This window comes from Streptomyces sp. NPDC047079 (genome assembly GCF_040643755.1).
GTDB lineage: Bacteria > Actinomycetota > Actinomycetes > Streptomycetales > Streptomycetaceae > Streptomyces.
The window spans coordinates 33626-54056 of record NZ_JBEYUZ010000001.1; the positions used below are offsets into that span (position 1 = coordinate 33626).

The 20431-nt window shown below is 71.9% G+C and carries 15 protein-coding genes; 5 read left to right on the forward strand and 10 right to left on the reverse strand.

What is annotated here, in order from left to right:
* Positions 1 to 32 precede the first annotated feature (32 nt).
* Both ABZ823_RS00115 and ABZ823_RS00120 read left to right on the forward strand, forming a co-directional pair.
* A complete protein-coding gene (locus ABZ823_RS00115) occupies positions 33 to 557 on the forward strand; it encodes a GtrA family protein (protein ID WP_361651971.1) in 525 nt (174 codons plus the stop codon).
* Complete coding sequence (locus ABZ823_RS00120; protein ID WP_361651973.1) at positions 554 to 2113, forward strand: hypothetical protein; 1560 nt, start codon at positions 554 to 556, stop codon at positions 2111 to 2113. The genes ABZ823_RS00115 and ABZ823_RS00120 overlap by 4 nt, the downstream gene beginning before the upstream one ends.
* Before the next feature lie 160 nt (positions 2114 to 2273).
* Here ABZ823_RS00120 and ABZ823_RS00125 read toward each other — a convergent pair whose 3' ends face one another.
* From ABZ823_RS00125 to ABZ823_RS00140, 4 genes are all read right to left on the reverse strand, one after another.
* Entirely contained in the window at positions 2274 to 3935 is a 1662-nt protein-coding gene (locus tag ABZ823_RS00125; protein WP_361651975.1) for a glycosyltransferase family 2 protein, read from the reverse strand.
* Positions 3932 to 6166 (reverse strand): CDP-glycerol glycerophosphotransferase family protein, encoded by a 2235-nt coding sequence (locus ABZ823_RS00130; protein WP_361651977.1) that lies wholly within the window; start codon positions 6164 to 6166, stop codon positions 3932 to 3934. Before ABZ823_RS00130 ends, ABZ823_RS00125 begins: the two co-directional genes overlap by 4 nt.
* A 138-nt stretch (positions 6167 to 6304) precedes the next feature.
* Positions 6305 to 7156: an ABC transporter ATP-binding protein gene (locus ABZ823_RS00135; RefSeq protein ID WP_361651979.1), complete on the reverse strand. Its 852-nt coding sequence runs from the start codon at positions 7154 to 7156 to the stop codon at positions 6305 to 6307.
* Entirely contained in the window at positions 7149 to 8063 is a 915-nt protein-coding gene (locus tag ABZ823_RS00140) for an ABC transporter permease (protein WP_361651981.1), read from the reverse strand. The genes ABZ823_RS00135 and ABZ823_RS00140 overlap by 8 nt, the downstream gene beginning before the upstream one ends.
* Before the next feature lie 247 nt (positions 8064 to 8310).
* Here ABZ823_RS00140 and ABZ823_RS00145 point away from each other — a divergent pair, with 247 nt between their 5' ends.
* Positions 8311 to 8949 carry a TetR/AcrR family transcriptional regulator gene (locus ABZ823_RS00145; protein WP_361651983.1) on the forward strand — a complete coding sequence of 213 codons (639 nt, stop codon included), beginning with the start codon at positions 8311 to 8313 and terminating at the stop codon, positions 8947 to 8949.
* Positions 8950 to 8981: 32 nt separating this feature from the next.
* Here ABZ823_RS00145 and galE read toward each other — a convergent pair whose 3' ends face one another.
* Genes galE through ABZ823_RS00160 form a run of 3 tightly spaced genes read right to left on the reverse strand, consistent with a single transcriptional unit; the run spans position 8982 to position 12858 of the window.
* On the reverse strand, positions 8982 to 9962 hold the full coding sequence (gene galE, locus ABZ823_RS00150; RefSeq protein ID WP_361651985.1) for a UDP-glucose 4-epimerase GalE: 981 nt from the start codon (positions 9960 to 9962) through the stop codon (positions 8982 to 8984).
* A gap of 43 nt (positions 9963 to 10005) precedes the next feature.
* A complete protein-coding gene (locus ABZ823_RS00155; RefSeq protein WP_361651987.1) occupies positions 10006 to 11607 on the reverse strand; it encodes a glycosyltransferase family 2 protein in 1602 nt (533 codons plus the stop codon).
* 54 nt (positions 11608 to 11661) lie between these two features.
* Positions 11662 to 12858 carry a glycosyltransferase family 87 protein gene (locus ABZ823_RS00160; RefSeq protein ID WP_361652809.1) on the reverse strand — a complete coding sequence of 399 codons (1197 nt, stop codon included), beginning with the start codon at positions 12856 to 12858 and terminating at the stop codon, positions 11662 to 11664.
* A 245-nt stretch (positions 12859 to 13103) separates the two neighbouring features.
* On the opposite strand from ABZ823_RS00160, the gene ABZ823_RS00165 reads away from it, so the two are divergent.
* The gene (locus tag ABZ823_RS00165) at positions 13104 to 14783 is read left to right on the forward strand and encodes a glycosyltransferase family 39 protein (protein WP_361651989.1); all 1680 of its coding nucleotides are present in this window, start codon (positions 13104 to 13106) and stop codon (positions 14781 to 14783) included.
* Here ABZ823_RS00165 and ABZ823_RS00170 read toward each other — a convergent pair.
* Entirely contained in the window at positions 14780 to 15286 is a 507-nt protein-coding gene (locus ABZ823_RS00170; RefSeq protein WP_361651991.1) for a MarR family transcriptional regulator, read from the reverse strand. The genes ABZ823_RS00165 and ABZ823_RS00170 overlap by 4 nt on opposite strands.
* Positions 15287 to 15418: 132 nt before the next feature.
* On the opposite strand from ABZ823_RS00170, the gene ABZ823_RS00175 reads away from it, so the two are divergent.
* The gene (locus ABZ823_RS00175) at positions 15419 to 15832 is read left to right on the forward strand and encodes an organic hydroperoxide resistance protein (protein WP_361651993.1); all 414 of its coding nucleotides are present in this window, start codon (positions 15419 to 15421) and stop codon (positions 15830 to 15832) included.
* 94 nt (positions 15833 to 15926) lie between these two features.
* Here ABZ823_RS00175 and ABZ823_RS00180 read toward each other — a convergent pair whose 3' ends face one another.
* Both ABZ823_RS00180 and ABZ823_RS00185 read right to left on the reverse strand, forming a co-directional pair.
* Positions 15927 to 18131, reverse strand: coding sequence for a CDP-glycerol glycerophosphotransferase family protein (locus ABZ823_RS00180; RefSeq protein ID WP_361651995.1), 2205 nt, complete (start codon positions 18129 to 18131; stop codon positions 15927 to 15929).
* 5 nt (positions 18132 to 18136) lie between these two features.
* Complete coding sequence (locus ABZ823_RS00185) at positions 18137 to 20329, reverse strand: CDP-glycerol glycerophosphotransferase family protein (protein WP_361651997.1); 2193 nt, start codon at positions 20327 to 20329, stop codon at positions 18137 to 18139.
* Positions 20330 to 20431 lie beyond the last annotated feature (102 nt).

Here is a 20431-nt window from a genome sequence, read left to right on the forward strand (position 1 = left end):
GATCGTCCGACGACTGTGGAGGACCCGTACCCGTGACTGTGAACCTCTCCGAGCAGCGGCCCCAGGTCGCTCGCCCGGTTGCCGAGACCGTCGCCCCCACGCCCGTGGCCGCCCCCGTACCGGTATTCGTCCGGGGGCGGCGGATCGCGGTCGAGGTGGCCAAGTTCGGGGTCGTCGGCGGCAGCGGTGTCGCGGTCAACTTCCTTGTCTTCAACGCCCTGCTGCACGGCCTGAAGTGGGCCCCGATGACGGCGACCGTGCTCGCCAGCGTCATCGCCATGAGCACCAACTACCTCGGCTTCCGCTTCTTCGCCTACCGTGACCGGGCCTCGCGCACCCGGCAGCAGATCATGCTGTTCTTCGTCTTCAGCGGGGTCGGGGTGGTCATGGAGAGCGTGTTGTTCTACGCCGGTTACCACGGCCTCGGCATGAACGGGCCGTTCGGCTCCAACGTGGCGAAGGCGCTGTCGATCGTGCTGGCGTCGGCGTTCCGCTTCCTGGTCTACCGAAGCTGGGTGTTCCAGCACGGGGCGAAGCGACGTCCCGGCGCCCGATGAGCGTCACCGCACAGGACACCGGCGGAGGGCAGGGCACCGGGAGGCGGCTCGGGGGGCCCGGGGGGCCGTTCGCGGCCGCCGGGACACCGCGCGGTGCCGTGGGTGTCGCGCTGTGGGCGGCCGTGGCGCTGTTCGTCGTGCTGATCCTGCTCGTGATCGTGCGGCTGCCCTGGGCCGGCGATCTCGGTATGCACGCGGCGACCGTGGAACGGCTGCGGCACCGGCTGCTCGACCCCGGCAATCCCCTGGTCGACGCGGACACCCCGAGCCCGTACTACTCGCCGTGGACCGTCTTCCTCGGCGTGATCGCCCGCCTCACCGGGCTGTCCGTCTGGGTCGTGCTGCGCATCGGCGCGCTGATCGGCCTGACGCTGCTGGTGACGGGCGTGTGGCGGTATGTCCGGGGGCTGACCGCCCACCGTCTCGCGCCGCCGCTCGCCCTGCTGTGTGTGGTGTTGCTGTGGGGCACCCAGGTTTTCAACTGGAGCGGCTTCCTGGGGCTCAACTCACTGGCGCTGACGGTGGCGTATCCCAGCGTGTTCGCGCTCGGGCTCGCCTTCCACTTCTGGGCCCTTCTGACGCGGGCGTTGAGGGGCGGGTCCGCGGGGTGGACCGTCTTCCTCGGGCTCGGTGCGCTGTGGGCGGTGATCCTGCTCAGCCACCAGTTCACCGGCGTGGTGGCCACGTTGGGGGCGCTGGGGACGGTGGTCGGTGCGCGCGCCGGACACCGGGAGTGGCTGCGGCTCGGCGCAGGGCTCCTGCTCGGCGTGCTGATCCTCGCCCTGTGGCCCTACTACGACTTCTTCGCGCTGTTCCGGGTGGGCGGCCTGGAGGCGATCCACCGGCCGCTGTACCAGCATCTGTTCGCCCGGTTCTGCCTCGTCCTGGTCGGGGTGGCGGCGCTCGGCGTCCGGGCCCGGCGTGATCCGCGGGATCCGCTGGTGGTGTTCTTCCTGCTCGGTGCGCTGATGTTCGCGGCGGGCGGGCTGACCGGGCACTACTCCTGGGGGCGGGCACTGCCGGCGGTGCTGATCCCGGCGCAGGTCGCGGCGGCCGTGGAGGTGGCAGGTGCGGCGCGCGGCATCCGCCGGAACGCGGGGGCGTGGGTGCTGGCGGCCGCGCTCGGGGTGGGCGCGTGGACGCAGGTGCAGACCGTCGGGTACGTGGTGGGGCGAAGCGCCCTGCCCGCGCCGGTCGCCGCGAAGTACCGGGTGCCGTGGGTGGGGTACCACTGGATCACGCCGTGGGTGCGGTACGGGGACGTGGTGATGGCGACGACGTATCCCGCACGGCAGATCCCGGCGTACGGGGCGTACACCGTGGCCCCGGGATATCCGGACTTCTTCCTGCCGGACGAGACGAAACGGGAGGCGGCGATACGGACGTACTTCGCGGCGGGGTCGTCTCGGAGCGCGCGTCTGGACGTACTGCGGTCGTACGGCGTGCGGTGGGTCGTCCAGCGTCCGTCCGACGGCGGACTGCGGCCGGGGGACCGGGCGTTGCGGCGGGTGGCTTCGGGGCCGGGGGGTCAGGTGCTGTACGAGGTGGTGCGCTGAGGCCCGGTCGCCGGGAATCCCCGGCGACCGGGCCTTCGCGTTCGCGGGCCCTCGCCGCAGGCCTCCCGGGTCGTCGCCCTTGCCGGCCCCGGGCCTTGAATGATCCGGACGAAACCCCCTGAGCCATGGGGGGGACCGGGTCGGTCCGGCCCCACGCCGGTCACCGCAGTACGCTGCGGACCAGTTGTGCCGCCTCTCGCACTCGTGGGCCCGCCACCCTGCGGACCACCGGGCCCACCCGGGCCGTGAGCCCCACCGGGCGCCACCGGATCTGGAGGCGGCCCGCGCCGCGGCCCTCCGGCTCGACCGTCACCTCGTGCGGCAGTCTGCCGACCTGGGTGGCCGTGAGCGTCGGGAAGGTCAGCGGGGCCAGCAGGACGCCCGAGTTGGACAGGCCCTGCTGGTCCAGGCGCAGCACCGGGTGGCGGATGCCGTCGAAGCCCTGCACGGGCAGCTGCGCCGCCGCGAGGTCCATCCGGACCCGCCCCTCGAAGACTCCGGGGCGCACCGGGTCCAGGCGGAAGGCCGTCACCAGCTGGCGCCGGCCGGGCGTGAGGACGATGTTCGCCCGCTGCGGTCCCACGGGCAGCCGCAGGCCGGGGTCGTACGTCCGGATCGAGAGGTCGACCGAGACGCCCGGCCCCGGCGCCACGGAGGTGATCTCGTGGCGGAACTGCGCGCTCGAGAAGGGCCGGTACTCCAGCTCCAGGTCGGTGATGTCGAGTTCCCGGCGCGCCCAGGAGGAGGACGGGATCTCCGCGCCCCAGTAGGTCGTGCCCGATTCGTCCGTCACCGTCGTGCGGGGGGCCACCCCGTGGCCCAGTCCCCGAGCCGCCAGCTGCGCCTCCGCCGTCCGCCGGTCGCGCACCAGCTGGATCACCACCCGCTCGGCACGCGGCAGCCGCGCGTAGGCGGCGGGGGCCAGCGTCTCCAGGTACGGCGTCACCAGTTCCGCGAAGCCCTCGATCCACTCGTCGTCACGGAAGGGCAGGTCACCCGAGTACATCCGGAAGTCGTGCTTGAGGAACTTGTAGTCCTTGTCCGCCCGGAGGGACTCATGGCCGCTCTCGGCCAGGAACGCGTCGATCAGCGTCTGCACATGGATGCGGTCGCGGACGTTGGAGAGCTTGTGCCGCTGGTTGGAGATCGACGCCGCCTCCGCCGCCACGAACGGGGCTATGTACCAGCGGTAGACCGGCTCCGGGATGACGGTGAAGGCGCGGGCCAGGCAGTACGCCTGCGCCGAGAACAGCTGGTCCTCGTAGTGGATGCCCTCGGGGAAGCGCAGCTTGTGCCGGTCGAGGAACTCCCGGCGGTACATCTTGCTCGTCGACAGGTGCTCGAAGAGCAGGCCCGGTTCGGACTCGATGCCCTCGACCGTGCGCCGCTCGGCGACCAGATGCGGCATCCAGGTCGAGCGCCGGCCGGTGTCGACACGGACTCGCTCCACCGCGCCCATGACGAAGTCGACGTCACGCTCCCGGTGCGCGTTCAGCAGCAACTCGACGGCGCTCTCGGGTAGTTCGTCGTCGCTGTCCAGGAACATCAGAAACGGTGCCCGGGCGATGCCGATCGCCCGGTTGCGCGGGGCGCTGCAACCGCCGCTGTTCTCGGGCAGGCGCAGGTAGCGCACCCGCTCGTCCATCGCTTCCAGCCGGCGTGCCACCGCCGGGGTGTCGTCCGTCGAGTGATCGTCGCTGATGATCACCTCGATGTTCGTGTACGTCTGCCGCAGCAGCGAGGCCACCGCGCGCGGCAGGCGTTCCGCGTCGTTGTAGACGATGACCGTGATCGTCACATCGGGTGTGGGGGTCGTCGTCACGCCGTCGCCTCCTCGGGGGCCGGGGCCGGGGTCCGTTCGTCCACCGGAACCACGGGCGGCAGCGACTCCTCGCTCTCGCCCAGGAAGACCCGGCGCACCACCCGCTCCGCCGCCCGCCCGTCGTCGAACTCGCAGAACCTGCGCCGGAAGGCGGTCAGCGCCTTGCGCGCGGCCTCGTCCCGCCATGCGTCCGTCTCGAAGACGGCGGCCAGCTCCTCCTGTGTGCGCGCCACCTGGCCCGGAGCCTCGGCCATCAGATCGAAGTAGACGCCGCGCGTCTTCGCGTACGTCTCCCAGTCGTCGGCGTAGATCACGATCGGGCGGTTCAGATTGGCGTAGTCGAACATGATCGACGAGTAGTCCGTGACCAGGGCGTCCGCCGCCAGGGAGAGCTCCTCGACCGGGTCGTACGACGACACGTCGATCACCCGGCCCGAGCGACGCAGACCGGCCAGCGGGGAGGCCGCGCCGCCGTAGAAGTAGTGGCCGCGGACCAGCAGGACCGTGTCCTTACCGAGGCGGTCGGCCAGGGAGGCGAGGTCGAGGCGGGGCGTCCAGCCCGCCTCGTAGTCGCGGTGCGTGGGGGCGTACAGGATGGCCCGGCGGCCCGGGGCTATGCCCAGGCGGTCGCGTATCGCGCGGACGTCCTCGGCCGTCGCCGAGTAGAAGACGTCGTTGCGGGGATAGCCGTAGTCCAGCGAGGTGTAGCGCGAGGGGTAGGCGCGTTCCCACATCCGGGTCGAGTGGCTGTTCGCCGAGACGCTGTAGTCCCACTTGTCGATGCGCGCCAGCAGGGCGTCGAAGTCCAGCCCCTTGGAGGCGGCGGGGAAGTCCACCTGGTCCAGGCCCATGCGCTTGAGCGGGGTTCCGTGGTGGGTCTGCACATGGATCGCGTCCGGGCGCTTGACCACCGCGTTGGGGAAGTTGACGTTGTTGACCAGGTACTTGGCTCTCGCCATCACGTCCCAGTAGCGGCGTGTGCCGGGGACGATGTGGTCGGTGCCCGGAGGCAGCAGCGCGGCATTGTGCCGGGAGACCACCCACACCGGGTGGATGTGCGGGGCGAGTTCGGCGAGCGTCGCGGCGATCGCGGCGGGGTTGCAGGCCACGCCCCGGTCCCAGTACGCCGAGAAGACGGCCAGATGGGGGTCGACGGGCTCGCTCAGGGCGCGGCGGTAGCGGTGGTCGCGCAGCTTCGCGCCGACCTGCCGCTTGCCCGACGCGACCGCCGACCGCACCTGGCGGCGCTTGTGGTTGGCGGTCTGGAAGAGGCGGTACCTGGTGTACGCGTTCTCCTCCAGGAAGGCGTGGCGGACACCCTCGAAGCCGGCCGGGCGCCGGTGGTGCTCCGGCCGCCACCGTACGGCGGCCTGGGAGGCGCGGCCGAAGAACTCCCGTGCCTCGGGCTCCGGCATCGCGCTGCGGCTGAAGACGCGCAGCAGGTCGCGGACCATCAGGTCGTACAGGACCGCCCGAGGTCCCTCGGACGTCCCGCGCGCGGCGAGCAGCCGGTGCAGCCGCTCGTATCGCTCGAGGGCCTGGTACCGCTGTGCGGTGGTCACCGGCGGCAGGCTCTGCTCGCGCAGCTGACGTATCTCGTAGGCCACCTCGTCGAGCGCGGCGATCTCCTCGGCGTGCAGGAGCACGGCGAGGGCGGCGTACGTCTCGTCGTCGCCGAAGCCGGCATCTGCCAGGTCGTCACGGACAGCCCGGGAGCGCCAGAAGTCCGCGCGGATGATCCGGTTGCCCAGGACCGGTGTCAGCCAGAGCAGTTGGGGGAAGTCGGCGAGCGGGGCGGCGCGCCGTCCCGCACGGGCCAGGAACCGGCCGTCCTCGCCGGGCCTGCCGGCGGACTGCCAGGTGGAGTGGACGTGGTTGACGACCAGGACGTCCGCCGAGTCGGCCAGTTCGGCGGTGCGGTCGGCGATCGCTCGCAGGGCCCCGGCGGGCAGTCCGTCCTTGGCGTGCACGAAGTGCAGCCAGCGGCCGGTGGCCCGGTCGGCGCCCGCGGCCCGGGCCGCGCCGTCGCTCGTGCCGTCCGGCAGCGGCAGCACCACCATCCTGGGGTCGTCGGCCGCGCGCTGCTCGGCCTGTTGCCTGGCCCAGTCGCCCACCGCCGCCACGATCACCTCGGCTCCGGTGAACGGCTGGGCGGTGAGGGAATCCAGAAGTTCTCCCAGATGGCCCTGGCGATCGGGGCCGTGGACGATGACGCTCAGCCCTGGTTGCACGTGGTCTCCTTGCTCTTCAGGCGCCCACGGCGGCACTGCTGCTGATGGACAACATGAATAAGGCGTATACGAGACAGGTAAGACGCATGTACGAGACGTGAACGAGCACTGTCGTGTGCGCCTCGGTGAAGGAAGATGCTATTTCGCGGTCGCCGGTTCCTTCTGCTGCGGCTTCGGCGGCGGGGTGCCCTGCTTTGGCTTCTCGCCGCCCGTGAAGGCCTCGTACGCCGCGAGGACCTCCTCGGTCGGGCCGTCCATGCGCAGCTCGCCGCGCTCCAGCCACAGCACCCGGTCGCAGGTGTCGCGGATCGACTTGTTGTTGTGGCTGACCAGGAAGACGGTGCCCGCGTGCCGGCGCAGCTCGCGGATGCGCTCCTCGGACCGCCTCTGGAAGGAGCGGTCACCGGTGGCGAGGGCCTCGTCGATGAGGAGGACGTCGTGGTCCTTGGCGGCGGCGATGGAGAAGCGCAGACGGGCGGCCATGCCCGAGGAGTAGGTCCGCATGGGAAGCGTGATGAAGTCGCCCTTCTCGTTGATGCCGGAGAAGTCGACGATCTCCTGGTAGCGCTCCTTGACCTGCTCCCGGGACATGCCCATGGCGAGACCGCCGAGGTGGACGTTCCGCTCGCCGGTGAGGTCGTTCATCAGGGCCGCGTTCACGCCCAGAAGGGAGGGCTGGCCGTTGGTGTAGATCCTGCCGTTCTCCACGGGCAGCAGTCCGGCGACGGCCTTGAGCAGCGTCGACTTGCCGGAGCCGTTGGTGCCGATCAGGCCGATGGCCTCGCCCTTGTAGGCGGTGAACGACACGTTCTTGACGGCGTGCACCCGGCGTACGCCCGCCGCCTTCTCCGCCTGCTTGCGGCGCACGATGCGGTTGAGCGCGGCGGTGGCGGAACCGCGGCCGGCGCCCGTGCCGTTGACGCGGTAGACGATGTCGACGCCGTCGCAGATGACGGTCGGGATGGGCTGGTCGCTGATCGGGTTAGCCACGGCCGTAGGTCTCCTCAGCCTTCCAGAAGTAGATGAAGCCTCCGACGCCGGCGAGCAGGGCCCAGCCCGTCGCCGCCGCCCACACGTGCGGGGGCAGCTGGGAGGCGTGGAAGCTGTCGATCAGCGCGAAGCGCATGAGGTCGATGTAGACGGCGGCCGGATTGGTCTTCAGGGCGACGATCAACAGATACGGCAGGTGGTCCTTCTTGGTGAGCTTGTCGATGCTCCACATGACGCCCGACACATACATCCACGTCCGCAGCAGGAACGGCATCAGCTGGGCGATGTCCGGCGTCTTCGAGCCCATCCGGGCCATGATCATCGACACACCGGCGTTGAACAGGAACTGGAGGACCAGGACCGGGATCGCCAGCAGCCAGGAGGCGGTGACCGGTACGCCGAAGCAGAGCAGGATGACGACCAGGGCGGCCATCGAGAACAGCAGCTGCTGGAGCTGCTGGAGGCAGAAGGAGATGGGGAGGGCGGCGCGCGGGAAGTGCAGCGCGCGCACGAGCCCCAGGTTCCCGGAGATCGCGCGGGTGCCCGCCATGATCGAGCTCTGGGTGAAGGTCCAGATGAACACGCCCGTGACCAGGAACGGGACGTAGTCCGGTACGCCGTGCTTGGTGTTCATCAGCACACCGAAGATGAAGTAGTACACCGCCGCGTTCAGCAGCGGCGTCATGACCTGCCAGATCTGGCCGAGCTTCGCCTGGCTGTACTGGGCGGTGAGCTTGGCCGTGGCGAAGGCCGTGATGAAGTGGCGGCGCGCCCACAGTTGGCGGACGTACTCGGGCAGGGAGGGACGGGCGCCGCTGACCGAGAGGCCGTACCGGGCGGCGAGCCGGGCCGGGGTCTCGGCCGCTTCGGCTGCCGTGGGGGGCGGTGTGTGGAGGACCTGGCTCACATCCGCTGCTTTCGCTCGGGGGGTCGGTTGCGCGAACCGGTCCGCAGTGTCCCGCCGTGGCGCCCCGTGCCGCACCGCTGCCCGGCTTTTCTCACGTTTCCTGCCGGGGTCTTGCCGTGCTCCGGGGCTTTTTTGCTGCGCTTGGGACTTTGGACTACTGCTCTTTACGTCGGGACGGGACCGTATCGTCGCAACGGAGCGTAAGTCGTTACGACGTCGGAACGCAACCGTTTCGTCGTCACGTCCTATGCTGGTCCGCATGAGCACGAACGCCGACACTCCCCAGGTGAAACGGGGCCGCAGGGCGCCCGCGGGTGCGGCCGTGCTGCGCGAGGACGTGACGGAGGCCATTCGCGCGGCCGTCTTCGAGGAGCTCGCGGCCGTCGGCTATGCCCGTATGTCCATCGAGGGCATCGCGCGCCGGGCGGGTGTCGGCAAGACGGCGGTGTACCGCCGGTGGCGCTCCAAGCTGCACCTCGTCCTCGACCTGGTCTCGGCGGTCGCGGTCCAGGGCCTGCCGGCCCCCGACACGGGATCGCTGGAGGGGGATCTGCGTCTGCTCTACGAGGTGACCTCACGCGCCCTGCGCCACCCGGTGGCCGGGCAGATCATCCCGGACCTCCAGGCGGAGGCGGCCCGCAACCCCGAGATCGCGGAGGCCATGCAGAAGGCGCTGCGGGAGGGTCAGCAGACCGTGGCCAACGGTATCGTCGCGGCGGCCGCGGCCCGCGGGGAGATCGGCGAGGGCATCGACCAGGATCTGGCCCTCGACCTGATCTCGGGACCGCTGTACTGGCGAGCGGTGGTGGTACGGGGCCCGAAGCTGCCGAAGGGGTATCTGGCGGGGCTGGCCCGGGCCACGGCAGGGGCGTTGAAGGCGTTGTGAGCGGCTCGGCCAGGCTCCCGCCCGCCAGGGCGCTACCCCCGTGCCGCACCCGGATGCCTGCGTACCCAGCCCTCCCAGGCGGACGCGATCATGTCCTCCACGCCGTGCTTCGCCGTCCAGCCCAGGCGGTCGGCGATACGGTCGGCCGAGGCGACGACGCGGGCGGGGTCGCCGGGGCGGCGAGGGGTGACGGTCGGCGGGGTGTCGTAGCCCGTGATCGCGTTGACGCGGTCGATCATCTCGCGCACCGACACACCTTCCCCGCGCCCGATGTTGAGGGTCAGGTCCGTGCCGGGGGCGGCCCGGAGCGCACGGGCCGCCGCCACATGGGCCTCCGCGAGGTCGACGACGTGGATGTAGTCGCGTACACACGTACCGTCGGGGGTCGGGTAGTCGTCGCCGAAGATGCGCGGAGCCGCGTGCTGCGTCAGCCTCTCGAAGACCATGGGCACGAGGTTGAAGACGCCGACGTCGGCCAGCTCCGGGGCCGCCGCCCCCGCCACGTTGAAGTAGCGCAGGGACGCCGTCGCCAGGCCCGTGGCGCGGTTTGTCGCACGGACCAGCCACTCGCCGGCCAGCTTCGTCTCGCCGTACGGCGACATCGGGACGCACGGCGTCTCCTCCGTCACCAGATCGAGGTCCGGCATGCCGTACACCGCGGCTGAGGAGGAGAACACGAAAGAGGGAACCTCCGAGGCCGTCACCGCCTCCAGCAGGACCCGCAGACCCTCCACGTTCTCCCGGTAGTAGTGCAGGGGCAGCTCGACCGACTCGCCCACCTGTTTCTTCGCCGCCAGGTGCACGACCCCGCTCACCGTGTGCTCCTCCAGCGTGCGGCGCAACAGTTCGCCGTCCAGCGTGGAGCCCACCACCAGCGGCACCTCGGCGGGCACACGCTCGGCGATGCCCGTGGACAGGTCGTCGTACACCACGGCGCGCTCGCCCGCCTCGGTCATCGCGCGGACGACGTGCGCCCCGATGTAACCGGCGCCGCCGGTGATCAGCCAAGTCATGTGCGGCCGTCCCCTCGTCAGTTGGCCAAGTCCCCGTGTGTGGTCATGTCCAGTGAACCAGGCGCCGGAGCCTGCGGCCCACGACCGTCGTCACTCCTCGCAGGCCCGACGCCACGCGCAGGGCCAGTGCCCCGGAGTGCGTCGCGTACGGCTGCACCAGCAGCACCCCGTGCCGCACACTCGGCACCGCGCGGCGGCCCAGCAGGCCAGGGCCGTCCAGGGCGTGGGCCGTGGTCTCGCGGCTCGTGCCGTCGTCGAAGCGGAGCGTCAGCCTCAGATCCCAGGTACCGGCGCCGAGCGCCGCGAGGTCCACGGGCGTCTCGGCCGTCCAGCCGCCGCGGTCCGCGTCCGGCCTGAGGGCGGCCGTGGTGGTGAGCCCCACCCGGGTGTCGTCCTCCCGCCGCACGAACTCCACATCCACCCGGTGGGGGCGCGCGTTCTCCACCCGCCCGTACAGCTCGTGCAGGCGCAGCCGCAGCCGGGTGGCACGCGCGCGTGGACGCAGTTCCGCGTCGACGGCGACCGGCAGGTGCCCCATGGGCCGGTGCAGCAGGTGTTCCAGCCGGACCTGCGGCAGATCCGCCGACCAGACCGGAGTGCCGTCCTCGGTCCGTGCGTAGGGCGGGGTCAGCCGCGCCGGGCGGGCCGCCAGCTCCTTGAGCCGGTGCAGATCGCGGGGCTGCTCGGCGGCGAGCACCACCTGCGCCACGACCCGTCCCGGCACGGACGCCTGCGCGAGGTCGGCGGCCTCGAAATCCGCCAGGTACGCGCGCGTGAGCTTCCACCACTCTGCCTGGTACTCGGCGTCGCGCAACGGAAGTTCGCGCGCGTACATGCGCAGCCCGCGGTCCAGGAAGGCGGCGCGCGCCGCCCGTGCGAGCCGTTTCTCACCGGCGCCCAGCAGGATCTCGTACGCCTGCCGGCTGGCCTCCATGCGCGCCTTCCAGTTGCCGCTGTCGGCGCGGTCGAGGGAGATCGACAGCCGGCGCGCCGAGCGGCGCACGTGCCAGACGTACACGGTGTCCGGCACCAGGGCGATACTCGGCCCGGCGGCCAGTACGCGCGCGGTGAACACGAAGTCCTCGTAGGGGAACCGGCCCTCGGGGAAGCGGATGCCGTGCTCGCGCAGGAAGTCGGTGCGGTACAGCTTGTTGACGCACAGCGTGTCGTGCACCAGGCGGGGCCGCCGGGAGGGGCGGGAGACCAGCGCGGGCCGCTCGTACAGCTCCGGCCGCCAGGGCGTCTCGCGGCCCGACGGCAGCTCGCGGCGCACACACAGGCCCGACGCGAGCGGGGTCCCGTGGGCGACGGCCGCCATGAGCAGCGCGTCGACCGCGCCGGGCGGCAGCACGTCGTCGCTGTCCAGGAACATCAGATACGGGGCGCTCGCCGCGTCGATCCCGTCGTTGCGCGGGGTACCGCAGCCACCGCTGTTGGCGGTTCTGCGCACCACTTTGACCCGCGTGTCCTGCGCCGCGAGGGCCTCCAGCAGCTCGGGGCTGCCGTCCGTCGAGCAGTCGTCGACCGCGATCACCTCGCGGACGATTCCCCCCTGGTCCAGGGCCGAACGCACCGCGTCCGTCACATGAGTGGCGTCGTCGTAACCGATGACGACGACGCTGACCTGTGCATCGTGAGGGTGCATCGAATCCACGGTCCGCAGCCTAGGCAAGCCTGGTAATCATCTGTTAAGAGCCAATTAACCGCCTGTGTGGAAGAGGGCAGGAATACGGTCGGGGTTCCCTGGCGGCAGGTCCGATTCCGGGGCGTCCGGGCCGACGCGTCCCGAGCGCCACAGACGGATGAAGGACAGCCCCGCCGCGGACGCCAGCAGCCCGTTGCGTACGACCATCAGCAGACAGCCCACCCAGGTGCTGTGGATGACTTCCCCGTAGAGCGCGGGGTACTCCACCGTGCTCACCGCGCTCGCCGCCAGGACGAGCGGGGCCACCGCGCGCTGGGTGGTGTGCCGTGACGTCAGGCAGACCGCGGTCAGCCCGATCAGCCACACCATGTACTGGGGGCTGATCACCCGGCTCGTCACGGTGAACAGCAGGACGGCCGTGAGCGCCGCGTCGTAGGGGGTCGCGGGCGTCCAGTGGCGGGCCCGTACCCGCCACAGCAGCAGAAGGGCGAAAGCGACCGCGGTCAGCGCGAGCGAGCAGACGGCGACGGCGTGCACATGCGGGCCCACGAACTCGACGGCCCCGTACTGGTAGCGGGTGCGTCCCGGCCAGCCGGCCCGGCGCGCGAGCATGAGCACCGTGCCGCCCAGCGACTCGATCTGCACGCCCCGGCCGCCCTGTTGGCGCAGGAAGTCGAACGGGTTGCGGAACAGGGCCGCGAGCAGGGCGAGCAGCGAGACTGCGGTGACCGCCGCCGCCGTCCACGCCTCGCGGGTGCCGCGGCCTCGCGGGGTGCCTAGGAGCGCCAGCGCCGGCCACACCTTCACCAGGGCGCCGAGCGCCGCGAACACACCGCCCACGCGCGGCGAGCGTGACACCGTCAGCAGCGAGATGACCGCGAAGGCGGTGACCTGGACGTCGTAGCGGGCGAGCGGGATGTGCAGCAGCAGTGGCAGGCCCGCCGTCCACAGGGCCGCGCCGCGCAGCGAGCGGCCCGGGCGGGTGCCCGCGCGGGCGAGGGCGAGCGTGATCACGGCGTCGGTGAGGAGGGTGAGGGTGACGAACGCCTGAAAGTACGTCAGGCCCGGCAACACCGCGGGTGACAGCAGGACCGCGCCCGCTCCCGGCGGGTACTGCCACAGCCGGTCGCCCGACGGGAAGCCCCCGTGGGCAAGGACGCCGTACCAGTGGAAGTACAGCTTCCACACCTCGCGTGCGACCCCGCCCCGGCCGAGCAGGGGGTAGTGGTCGTGGGCCAGCAGCCACAGCATCAGCGCCCGGGTGGTGAGCCAGCCGCCGGCGAGGAGAAGCAACCGATGTGTCGTGCGGCCCCTCTTCCGGAACGGTGGCGGCGACGCCTGCGCGGACGGGGGTGCGGGGGGCTCCATGGCACTCTTCAAGGCACTCATCAAGCCCGGATGGTAAGCCGCGTCGAGGTCGTGAGTGTGCAGATACGCCGTCAATACACGACAAAGGTTGGTTAATAGTACTAAGTCGGCACCTATTGAATACCTCCATGAGTCGGTCACCGTTGAGGCGCTCGGAGCGCGTGGCCGTCCTCGTGCCCGTGGCGGTCATGTTCGTGCTCGGGCTGTGGGGACTGGACCGCGACGGCATGTGGCGCGACGAGGCGGCCACCTTCCAGGTCGCGCGCCGTTCGCTGCCGCAGATCTGGCGGCTGCTGCACCATGTGGACGCGGTGCACGGCCTGTACTACCTGCTGATGCACGGGGTCCTGGCCGTCCGCCCCGGTGAGGTGCTGCTGCGGCTGCCCTCGGTCTGCGGGGCGGCCGCGGCGGCGGGCCTGGTCGCCGCGCTGGGCACGCGGCTGTGCCGGCCGCGCGTGGGGTTGTGGGCGGGGCTGCTGTACGCGGTCACGCCCATGGTCGGGCACTACGCCCAGGAGGGGCGCAGCTACGCCCTGGTCGCGGCGGGGGTCGCGGGTGCGACGCTGCTGCTCGTGCGAGCGGTGGAGAGCGGCAGGTGGTGGCCCTACGGGGGCGTCCTCGCCGTCACCTGTGTGCTGCACGAGTTCGCGGTGCTGGTGCTCCTCGCCCACGCCTGCACGCTGGCACTCGCACGGGTGCCGGGCCGGGTGTGGCGGGGGTGGGCCCGCGCGGCCGGGGCCGCGGTCGTGATCCTGCTGCCGCTGGCGCTGGTGTCGCGGGGGCAGTCGGCGCAGGTGGCGTGGCTGACCTCGCCGAACGGGCGGAGCGTGGAGCGGCTGCTGAGGGAGTTCGCGGGGCCGTCATGGGCGGTTGTGGTGCCGTACCTGGTGCTGATGGCCCTGGCGGTAGGCGAGTCCGGGGCGCGGCGGGGGCTTTCGCCGGCCGAAGTGGCGTTACCGCTGATGCTCGTCCCGCCGGCGGTGCTGATGGCGGCGTCCCAGGTCAGCCCGCTCTACGACGACCGGTACGTGCTCTATTCGCTGGCCGGGGCGCCCCTGCTGGCCGCGGCCGGTGCCGAGCGGGTGGCCGGGATGTTCCGCCGACCGCCCGGGGAGGGTGCGGCCGCGGTGCGGAACGGCTGCCCGTACCCCGGCGGCGTGGTCGTGCGCGGCCCCCTGCGGTTCGCGCCACGCCGGCCGCTGCCGGAAGGAGCGGGGGTGGCGCTGCGGGAGCGGCCACCGCTCTCCGCGTCCGGCATCCACCCGGTCCCGCGGCGGCCCGCCCGGGTGCGTCGGCATGTCGGGGCCCTGGTCGGGGTGCTGCTCGTGTGCGGGGTGCTGGTCGTGCAGTTCCCCCTGCTCAGGGCCGACCGGAGGGCCGCCAACCGGCCCGACGACCTCGCAGCCGTCTCCGCCGCGGTGGGCCGCACGGTCCGGCCCGGAGACCCCGTGCTGTTCCTGCCCTCGCTTCAGCGGCGCTCGGCGCTGGCCTATCCCGCGGGCTTCCGGGGGGTCCGGGACGTGGCACTGGACGTGCCCGCGGCCGTCGACGGGACGCTGTACGGGCGGGAGGTCGGCCCCCGGGAGCTGCGGCGGCGGCTCGCCGGGCTGGAGTACCTCTGGGTGGTCGGCGAGGCGTATGCGCTGCGGCCCTCCTGGACCCCCTGGAACTCCACCGACCGCACCAAACTGGCGGTGGTGAACAAGGAGTTCGTCACCCGCGCGGAGTACGTGCACCGCGGCGTCACCCTTCGACTTTACGTGCGCCGCGAGAAGGCGCGGACCGCCCCGGACGGACCGGTGTCCTAGAGGCAGTCCGGAGTCTCCTCCAGTGCCGCCGCGTCCAGGGCCCGGGTCAGCCGGTCGAGGCGGGTCCGCAGGTCCGTGATCTCCGCCAGGTCGAAGCCCGTCGCCGCGGCGATCCGGCGGGGCACCAGCAGGGCCCGCTCCTTCAGCGCGGTGCCGTCGTCCGTGAGGTGGACGTGCACGGACCGCTCGTCCCGCGTGCTGCGCTCGCGCCGCACCAGGCCCGCGGCCTCCAGCCGCTTCAGAAGCGGCGACAGCGTCCCGGAGTCCAGCCGCAGATGCTCGCCGAGCTTCTTCACCGGCAGCTCTCCTTGCTCCCACAGCACCAGCATCACCAGGTACTGGGGGTAGGTGAGGCCCAGCTCCTTGAGCACGACGCGGTAGACGCCGGTGAAGGCGCGGGAGGCGGCGTGCAGCGAGAAGCAGATCTGGTGCTCGAGGCGCAGGTACTCCTCGGCCGCGGGGGCGGCGGTGGCCGCCGTGCTGGGGGTCGGCGTGGTCGTCATGACTCCAGAGTAGCTCTGGTGGGCCATTCAGTTGTGCACAACTGAATCGTGTGCTCTACTTGTATGTGTGAGGCGGCGCGGACGCAAGGAAGGGCCGGCCGCCGGAACAGACTTCGAGAGGGATGGTTTTCCATGGACGCGCTCTACACCGCCGTCGCCACCGCCACCCACGGCCGCGACGGGCGCGCCGTCAGCTCCGACGGCAGGCTCGACCTTCAGCTGGCCATCCCGGTGGAGATGGGTGGCGGCGGCCAGGGCACCAACCCCGAGCAGCTGTTCGCCGCGGGTTACGCCGCCTGCTTCGCCAGCGCCCTCGGCCTCGTCGGCCGCCAGGCCAAGGTCGACGTGAGCGACGCCGCGGTGACCGGCGAGGTGAGCATCGGCAAGCAGGGCGAGGGCTTCGGCCTCGCGGTCATCCTGCGCGTCGAGCTGCCGGACTCGGTCGACCAGGAGACCGGCCGCAAGCTGGTCGAGCAGGCCCACCAGGTCTGCCCCTACTCCAACGCGACCCGCGGCAACATCCCGGTCGAGCTGGTCGTCGAGTAAGCCACCACAGGGGTCTGCGCCGCCGGCGGCGCAGGCCCCTGCGCAAGCCCGCGCCCGGCGCCGGCGAGACTCTCTCCCGGCCCCGGGCGCGTCGTCACCTCGTGGTCAGCACGTCGCGGTCGCCCGCCGCCGGAGCCGGGATCGACGCCGGGACGTCCGGTTCGCCGAGCATCAGCGTCCGCACCACCCGCCGGGCCGCCTGCCCGTCGTCGAACTCGCAGAACCGCGCCCGGAAGCGGGCCCGCAGCCGCGCCGACTCCTGATCCCGCCAGTTCCCCGAGGCGAACAGCCACGCCAGCTCCCGGTACGAACGCGAGACATGACCCGGCGCGTCCGCCGTGATGTCGAAGTACGCGCCCCGCGCCGCAGCGAACGCACCCCAGTCGTCGGCGTGCACGACGATCGGCCGGTCCAGGTTGGCGTAGTCGAACATCAGCGCGGAATAGTCCGTGACCAGGACGTCCGAGGCGAGCATCACCTCCTCGACGTGCGCCTCGTCGGTGGCGTCGACCAGCACGCCGCGCCGGTCCAGCTCGGCCAGGCCGAGTCCGCGGGCAGGGCCCTCCGCGAGTGAGGGGTGCAGACGGACGACCAGAGTGCGGCCCGCCCCCAGGTCCTCGGCGAACCGGGCCAGATCGAAGCGGTCGGCGTGCCCGCCCCGGATGTGATCCCGGCGGGTCGGCGCGTACAGCACGACCGTGTGGTCCTCGGGGATGCCGTGCCGGGAACGGAACGCGGCCCCGTCGCCGGGCTGTGCCCCCACCAGGACGTCGTTGCGGGGGCTGCCGGTGCGGACCGAGGCGAAGCGGCAGGGGTAGGCGCGGTCCCAGACCAGCTCGGAGTGGCGGTTGGCGACCAGGCTGTAGTCCCAGCGGTCGGCGCGGCGCAGCATCTGCGGCACGTCCACCCCGTACCGGGCGCCCGGCCTGCCCAGCAGATCGGCGCCCATGTACTTCAGCGGGGTGCCCTGATGGGTGTGGATGTGGATGCTGCCGGGGCGCTTGACCAGGTTGCCGGGCCAGTTGACGTTGTTGACGAAGTACGTGGCCCGCGCCGTGACCCGGTGGTAGCCCAGGGAGCCCGGCAGCACGTACTCGATGTCCGGCGGAAGGTGCTCCACCTGGTCCTCGCGCACCACCCACACGCCCCGGACATGCGGGGCGAGCTCATGTGCCGCGCGGTGGATGGCGGCCGGGTCACCGAGGACACCCCGGTGTGAGAACGCCGAGTAGACGGCCAGGTCCGGGTCTAGGGGCCGCAGCGCGTGCGCCCGGGACCAGCCGCTCTTGACCCGCCCGGCCGCCGCCGCACGGGCCTGTTCTCCCCGCCGGCCGAGCGCGCCGCCGAGCGCGGCGGCCCGCTGCCGGGCCCGGTAGCGGACGTAGCCGCTCTGAAGGGCGCGCAGCTGGTCCGGGACCGGCTCCTGTGTGCGGTACCGGCGGAACAGCTCGGCGGTGCGGCGGAAGAACTCGCCCTTGTCGGACGCGGGCAGCCGGTCCGGCTTCGCGAGGATGTCCAGGCAGTGCTCGCCCATCTTGCGGTGCAGATAGGGACGCCAGCGGGCCAGCTCGGGGTGGCTGTCGACATACGCGAAGACCCGCTCGTACTGGTCGTGGATGTCGAAGTGCTTGCGGCTGGTGGTGGACAGGATGTTTCCCTGGCGGCGCTGCCGGTAGTTCACGCAGATCCGGTCGAGGGCCCCGATCCGCCCGGCGCTCAGCAGCGCGGGAAAGGTCCAGGGCGTGTCCTCGTAGTAGCCGGGCGGGAAGCTGAGGCCGTGAGCGGTGACGTACTCCCGGCGGTAGACCTTGTTCCACACCACCATCAGCAGTTCGAGGATCTCCGGGTGTTCCGCCGCCGTGAAGGTGCCCTCGCCCGCCTCGGCGAGCACCCGGGCCAGGACGTTGCGACGCGTCCCGCCCCACCAGTAGGTGCGGGCGTAGTCGAAGACGAGGACGTCCGGGTCGCGAGTCTCCTCCAGCCGGTCGGCGATCGCGCGCAGCGCCCCGGGGGTGAGTGTGTCGTCGCTGTCGAGGAAGAACAGGTAGTCCCCGGTGGCGTACGGCATTCCGGCGTTGCGGGCCCGGCCGAGACCGACGTTCTCGGGCAGGTGCAGTACCCGTACACGCGGATCGCGCTCGGCGTACTCGTCGAGGATCGCTCCGCAGCCGTCGGGCGAGCGGTCGTCGACGGCGATCACCTCGAAGTCGGCGTACGACTGCCCGAGCACCGAGTCGAGGCACTCACCGAGGAAGCCCTGCACCTTGAAGACGGGGACGATGACGCTGAAGCGGGGCACGAAGGTCAGCTCCTCACGAGGGAGTGGGCCGGGGCCGGAACGCGCTCGGCGAGCGGGACGACGGGCGGGATCGACTCGGGCGGCTCGCCCAGCAGCACCCGGCGCACCACGCGCTCGGCGGCGCGCCCGTCGTCGAACCGGCAGAACCGCTGCCGGAAGGCGGCCCGCAGGGCGGCGGCGGAGGAGTCCGCGTACGCGCCCTCGCGGACGACGACCGCCAGCTCCTCGGGCGTGCGCGCCACCCGGCCCGGAGGCGCCTCCATCAGGTCGAAGTAGACGCCCCGGACCTCCCGGTAGACGTCCCAGTCGTCCGCGTACACGACGATCGGCCGGTCCAGGTTGGCGTAGTCGAACATGATCGACGAGTAGTCCGTGATCAGCGCGTCGGCGGCCAGGCAGACGTCCTCGGAGGAGCGGTGCCCGGTGACGTCGATGATCCGGCCGTCGCCGCGTGCCGAGCCGCGGTCGTAGAAGTAGTGGGCGCGCAGCAGCACCACGTACCCGTCGCCGATCGCCTCGCAGAACGCCTCCAGGTCGAGGCGCGCGTCGAAGCCGGTGTCGTGGTCGCGGTGCGTGGGCGCGTACAGCAGGGCCGTCCTCCCCTCGGGGACGCCCAGCTCCCGGCGGACGCGGGCCACGTCGTCGGCGGTCGCCGTGGAGTAGACGTCGTTGCGTGGATATCCGTACTCGAGGGTCTCGTACGAGCCCGGGTACGCCCGCTCCCACATGCGGGTGGAGTGCGGGTTGGAGGAGAGGTTGAAGTCCCAGCGGTCCACCCGCGTCAGCAACTTGGCGAAGCTCCCGGAGGCGGCCGCGACCACGGGGTACGTCGACTGGTCGACGCCCATCTTCTTCAGCGGCGTGCCGTGCTGGGTCTGAAGGTGCACGCTGCCGGGGCGCTTGACGACGCCGTCCGCGAAGTTGGCGTTGTTGATGAGGAACTTGGCGCGGGCGAGCACGTCCCAGTAGGCGCGGCTGCCGATCACCGCGTGGTCCACGTCCTCCGGCAGGCTGCCCACCGCGCCCGGCTCGACCAGGAACACCGAGCGGATGTGCGGGGCCAGTTCACGGGCCTTGGCGTGGATCGCGGCCGGGTTGCAGGCGTAGCCGCGGCCCCAGTACGCGCAGTACACGGCGAGGTCGTCGTCGATCGGGCGGCGCAGGTGCAGCGCGTACCGGGCGCGGGTGCGCAGCGCCCGGGGCCGGGGCGCCCGCCGCGCCGCCTGCGCCGCGCCCTGGTTGACGGCCCGCAGCGCATGGAACGCGTCGTAGGCGCCGGACGCGAGCAGCCGGTGCTGCACCCCGACGCTGCCCGCCGGCGGCCGGAACCCGGCCGGGCGGTGACGGCGGTACAGACCGGCCGCCCGCCGGAAGAACGCACGCCGTAGATGTGCCGGCAGCCGCTCCGGATGCGCGGCGGTCCGCAGGACGGCGGAGAAGAGCTGCTCGAACAGCGGGCCGAACCGGGAGGCGGGCAGTGCGAGTTCACCGGCCCGGGTGAGGACCAGCTCCACCTGGTCGAGCAGGTCGAGCTGATGGGCGCCGGGACTGTGGAGCCGGCTGCCCTGCCGGCGCACCAGATGCCGTACGCAGACCGAGCGCAACACCGCCATCCGCTCGGCGGTGAGCGTGACCAGACCGCCCCAGCCGATGTCGGTGAAGTGGCTCGCCGGGAACGTGAGCCGGTGCCCGGTGACGAACGCGCGGCGGTACGCGGCACTCCACGCGGGCACGGACACCCCGGTCAGCTCCGGCGCCCGGCCGGGCACGAACGGCCCGTCGGGCGCCGGGCCCAGCGGGGGCGTGGACGTCTCGGCGTCCCACCAGTGCACCCGCTCGTGGTCGAAGAAGAGGACGTCCACCTCACCGGTGCCCGTCAGGCGGGCGTCGATCGCGGCCAGCGCGCCGGGCGTGAGGACGTCGTCGCCGTCGAGGAACAGCAGATACGTCCCGGTCGCCGCCGCCATCCCCGTCGTACGGGCCACGCCCAGGCCGCCCGAGGGCGGCGAGGTGAGCGGGACGACCCTGGTGTGCCGCTCGGCGTACGCGGCGGCGACCGAGCCCGCGGGCGAGTCGGGGGCGTCACAGACCGGGATCAGCTCGAAGTCGCCGAAGGACTGGCCGAGGACGGAGTCCAGCGCCTGGGACAGTCGGCCTGCGACCCCGAAGGTGGGGACGATGATGCTGAAGCGGGGCATTCTGGTCTTTCTCCCGGGCTCCCGGTTCCGTGTGCCGGGGCCTGTTACGTCGAGGGGGTGTGGGTACGTCAGCGCCCGGGCCGTCCGGCGGGTCGCCAGGTG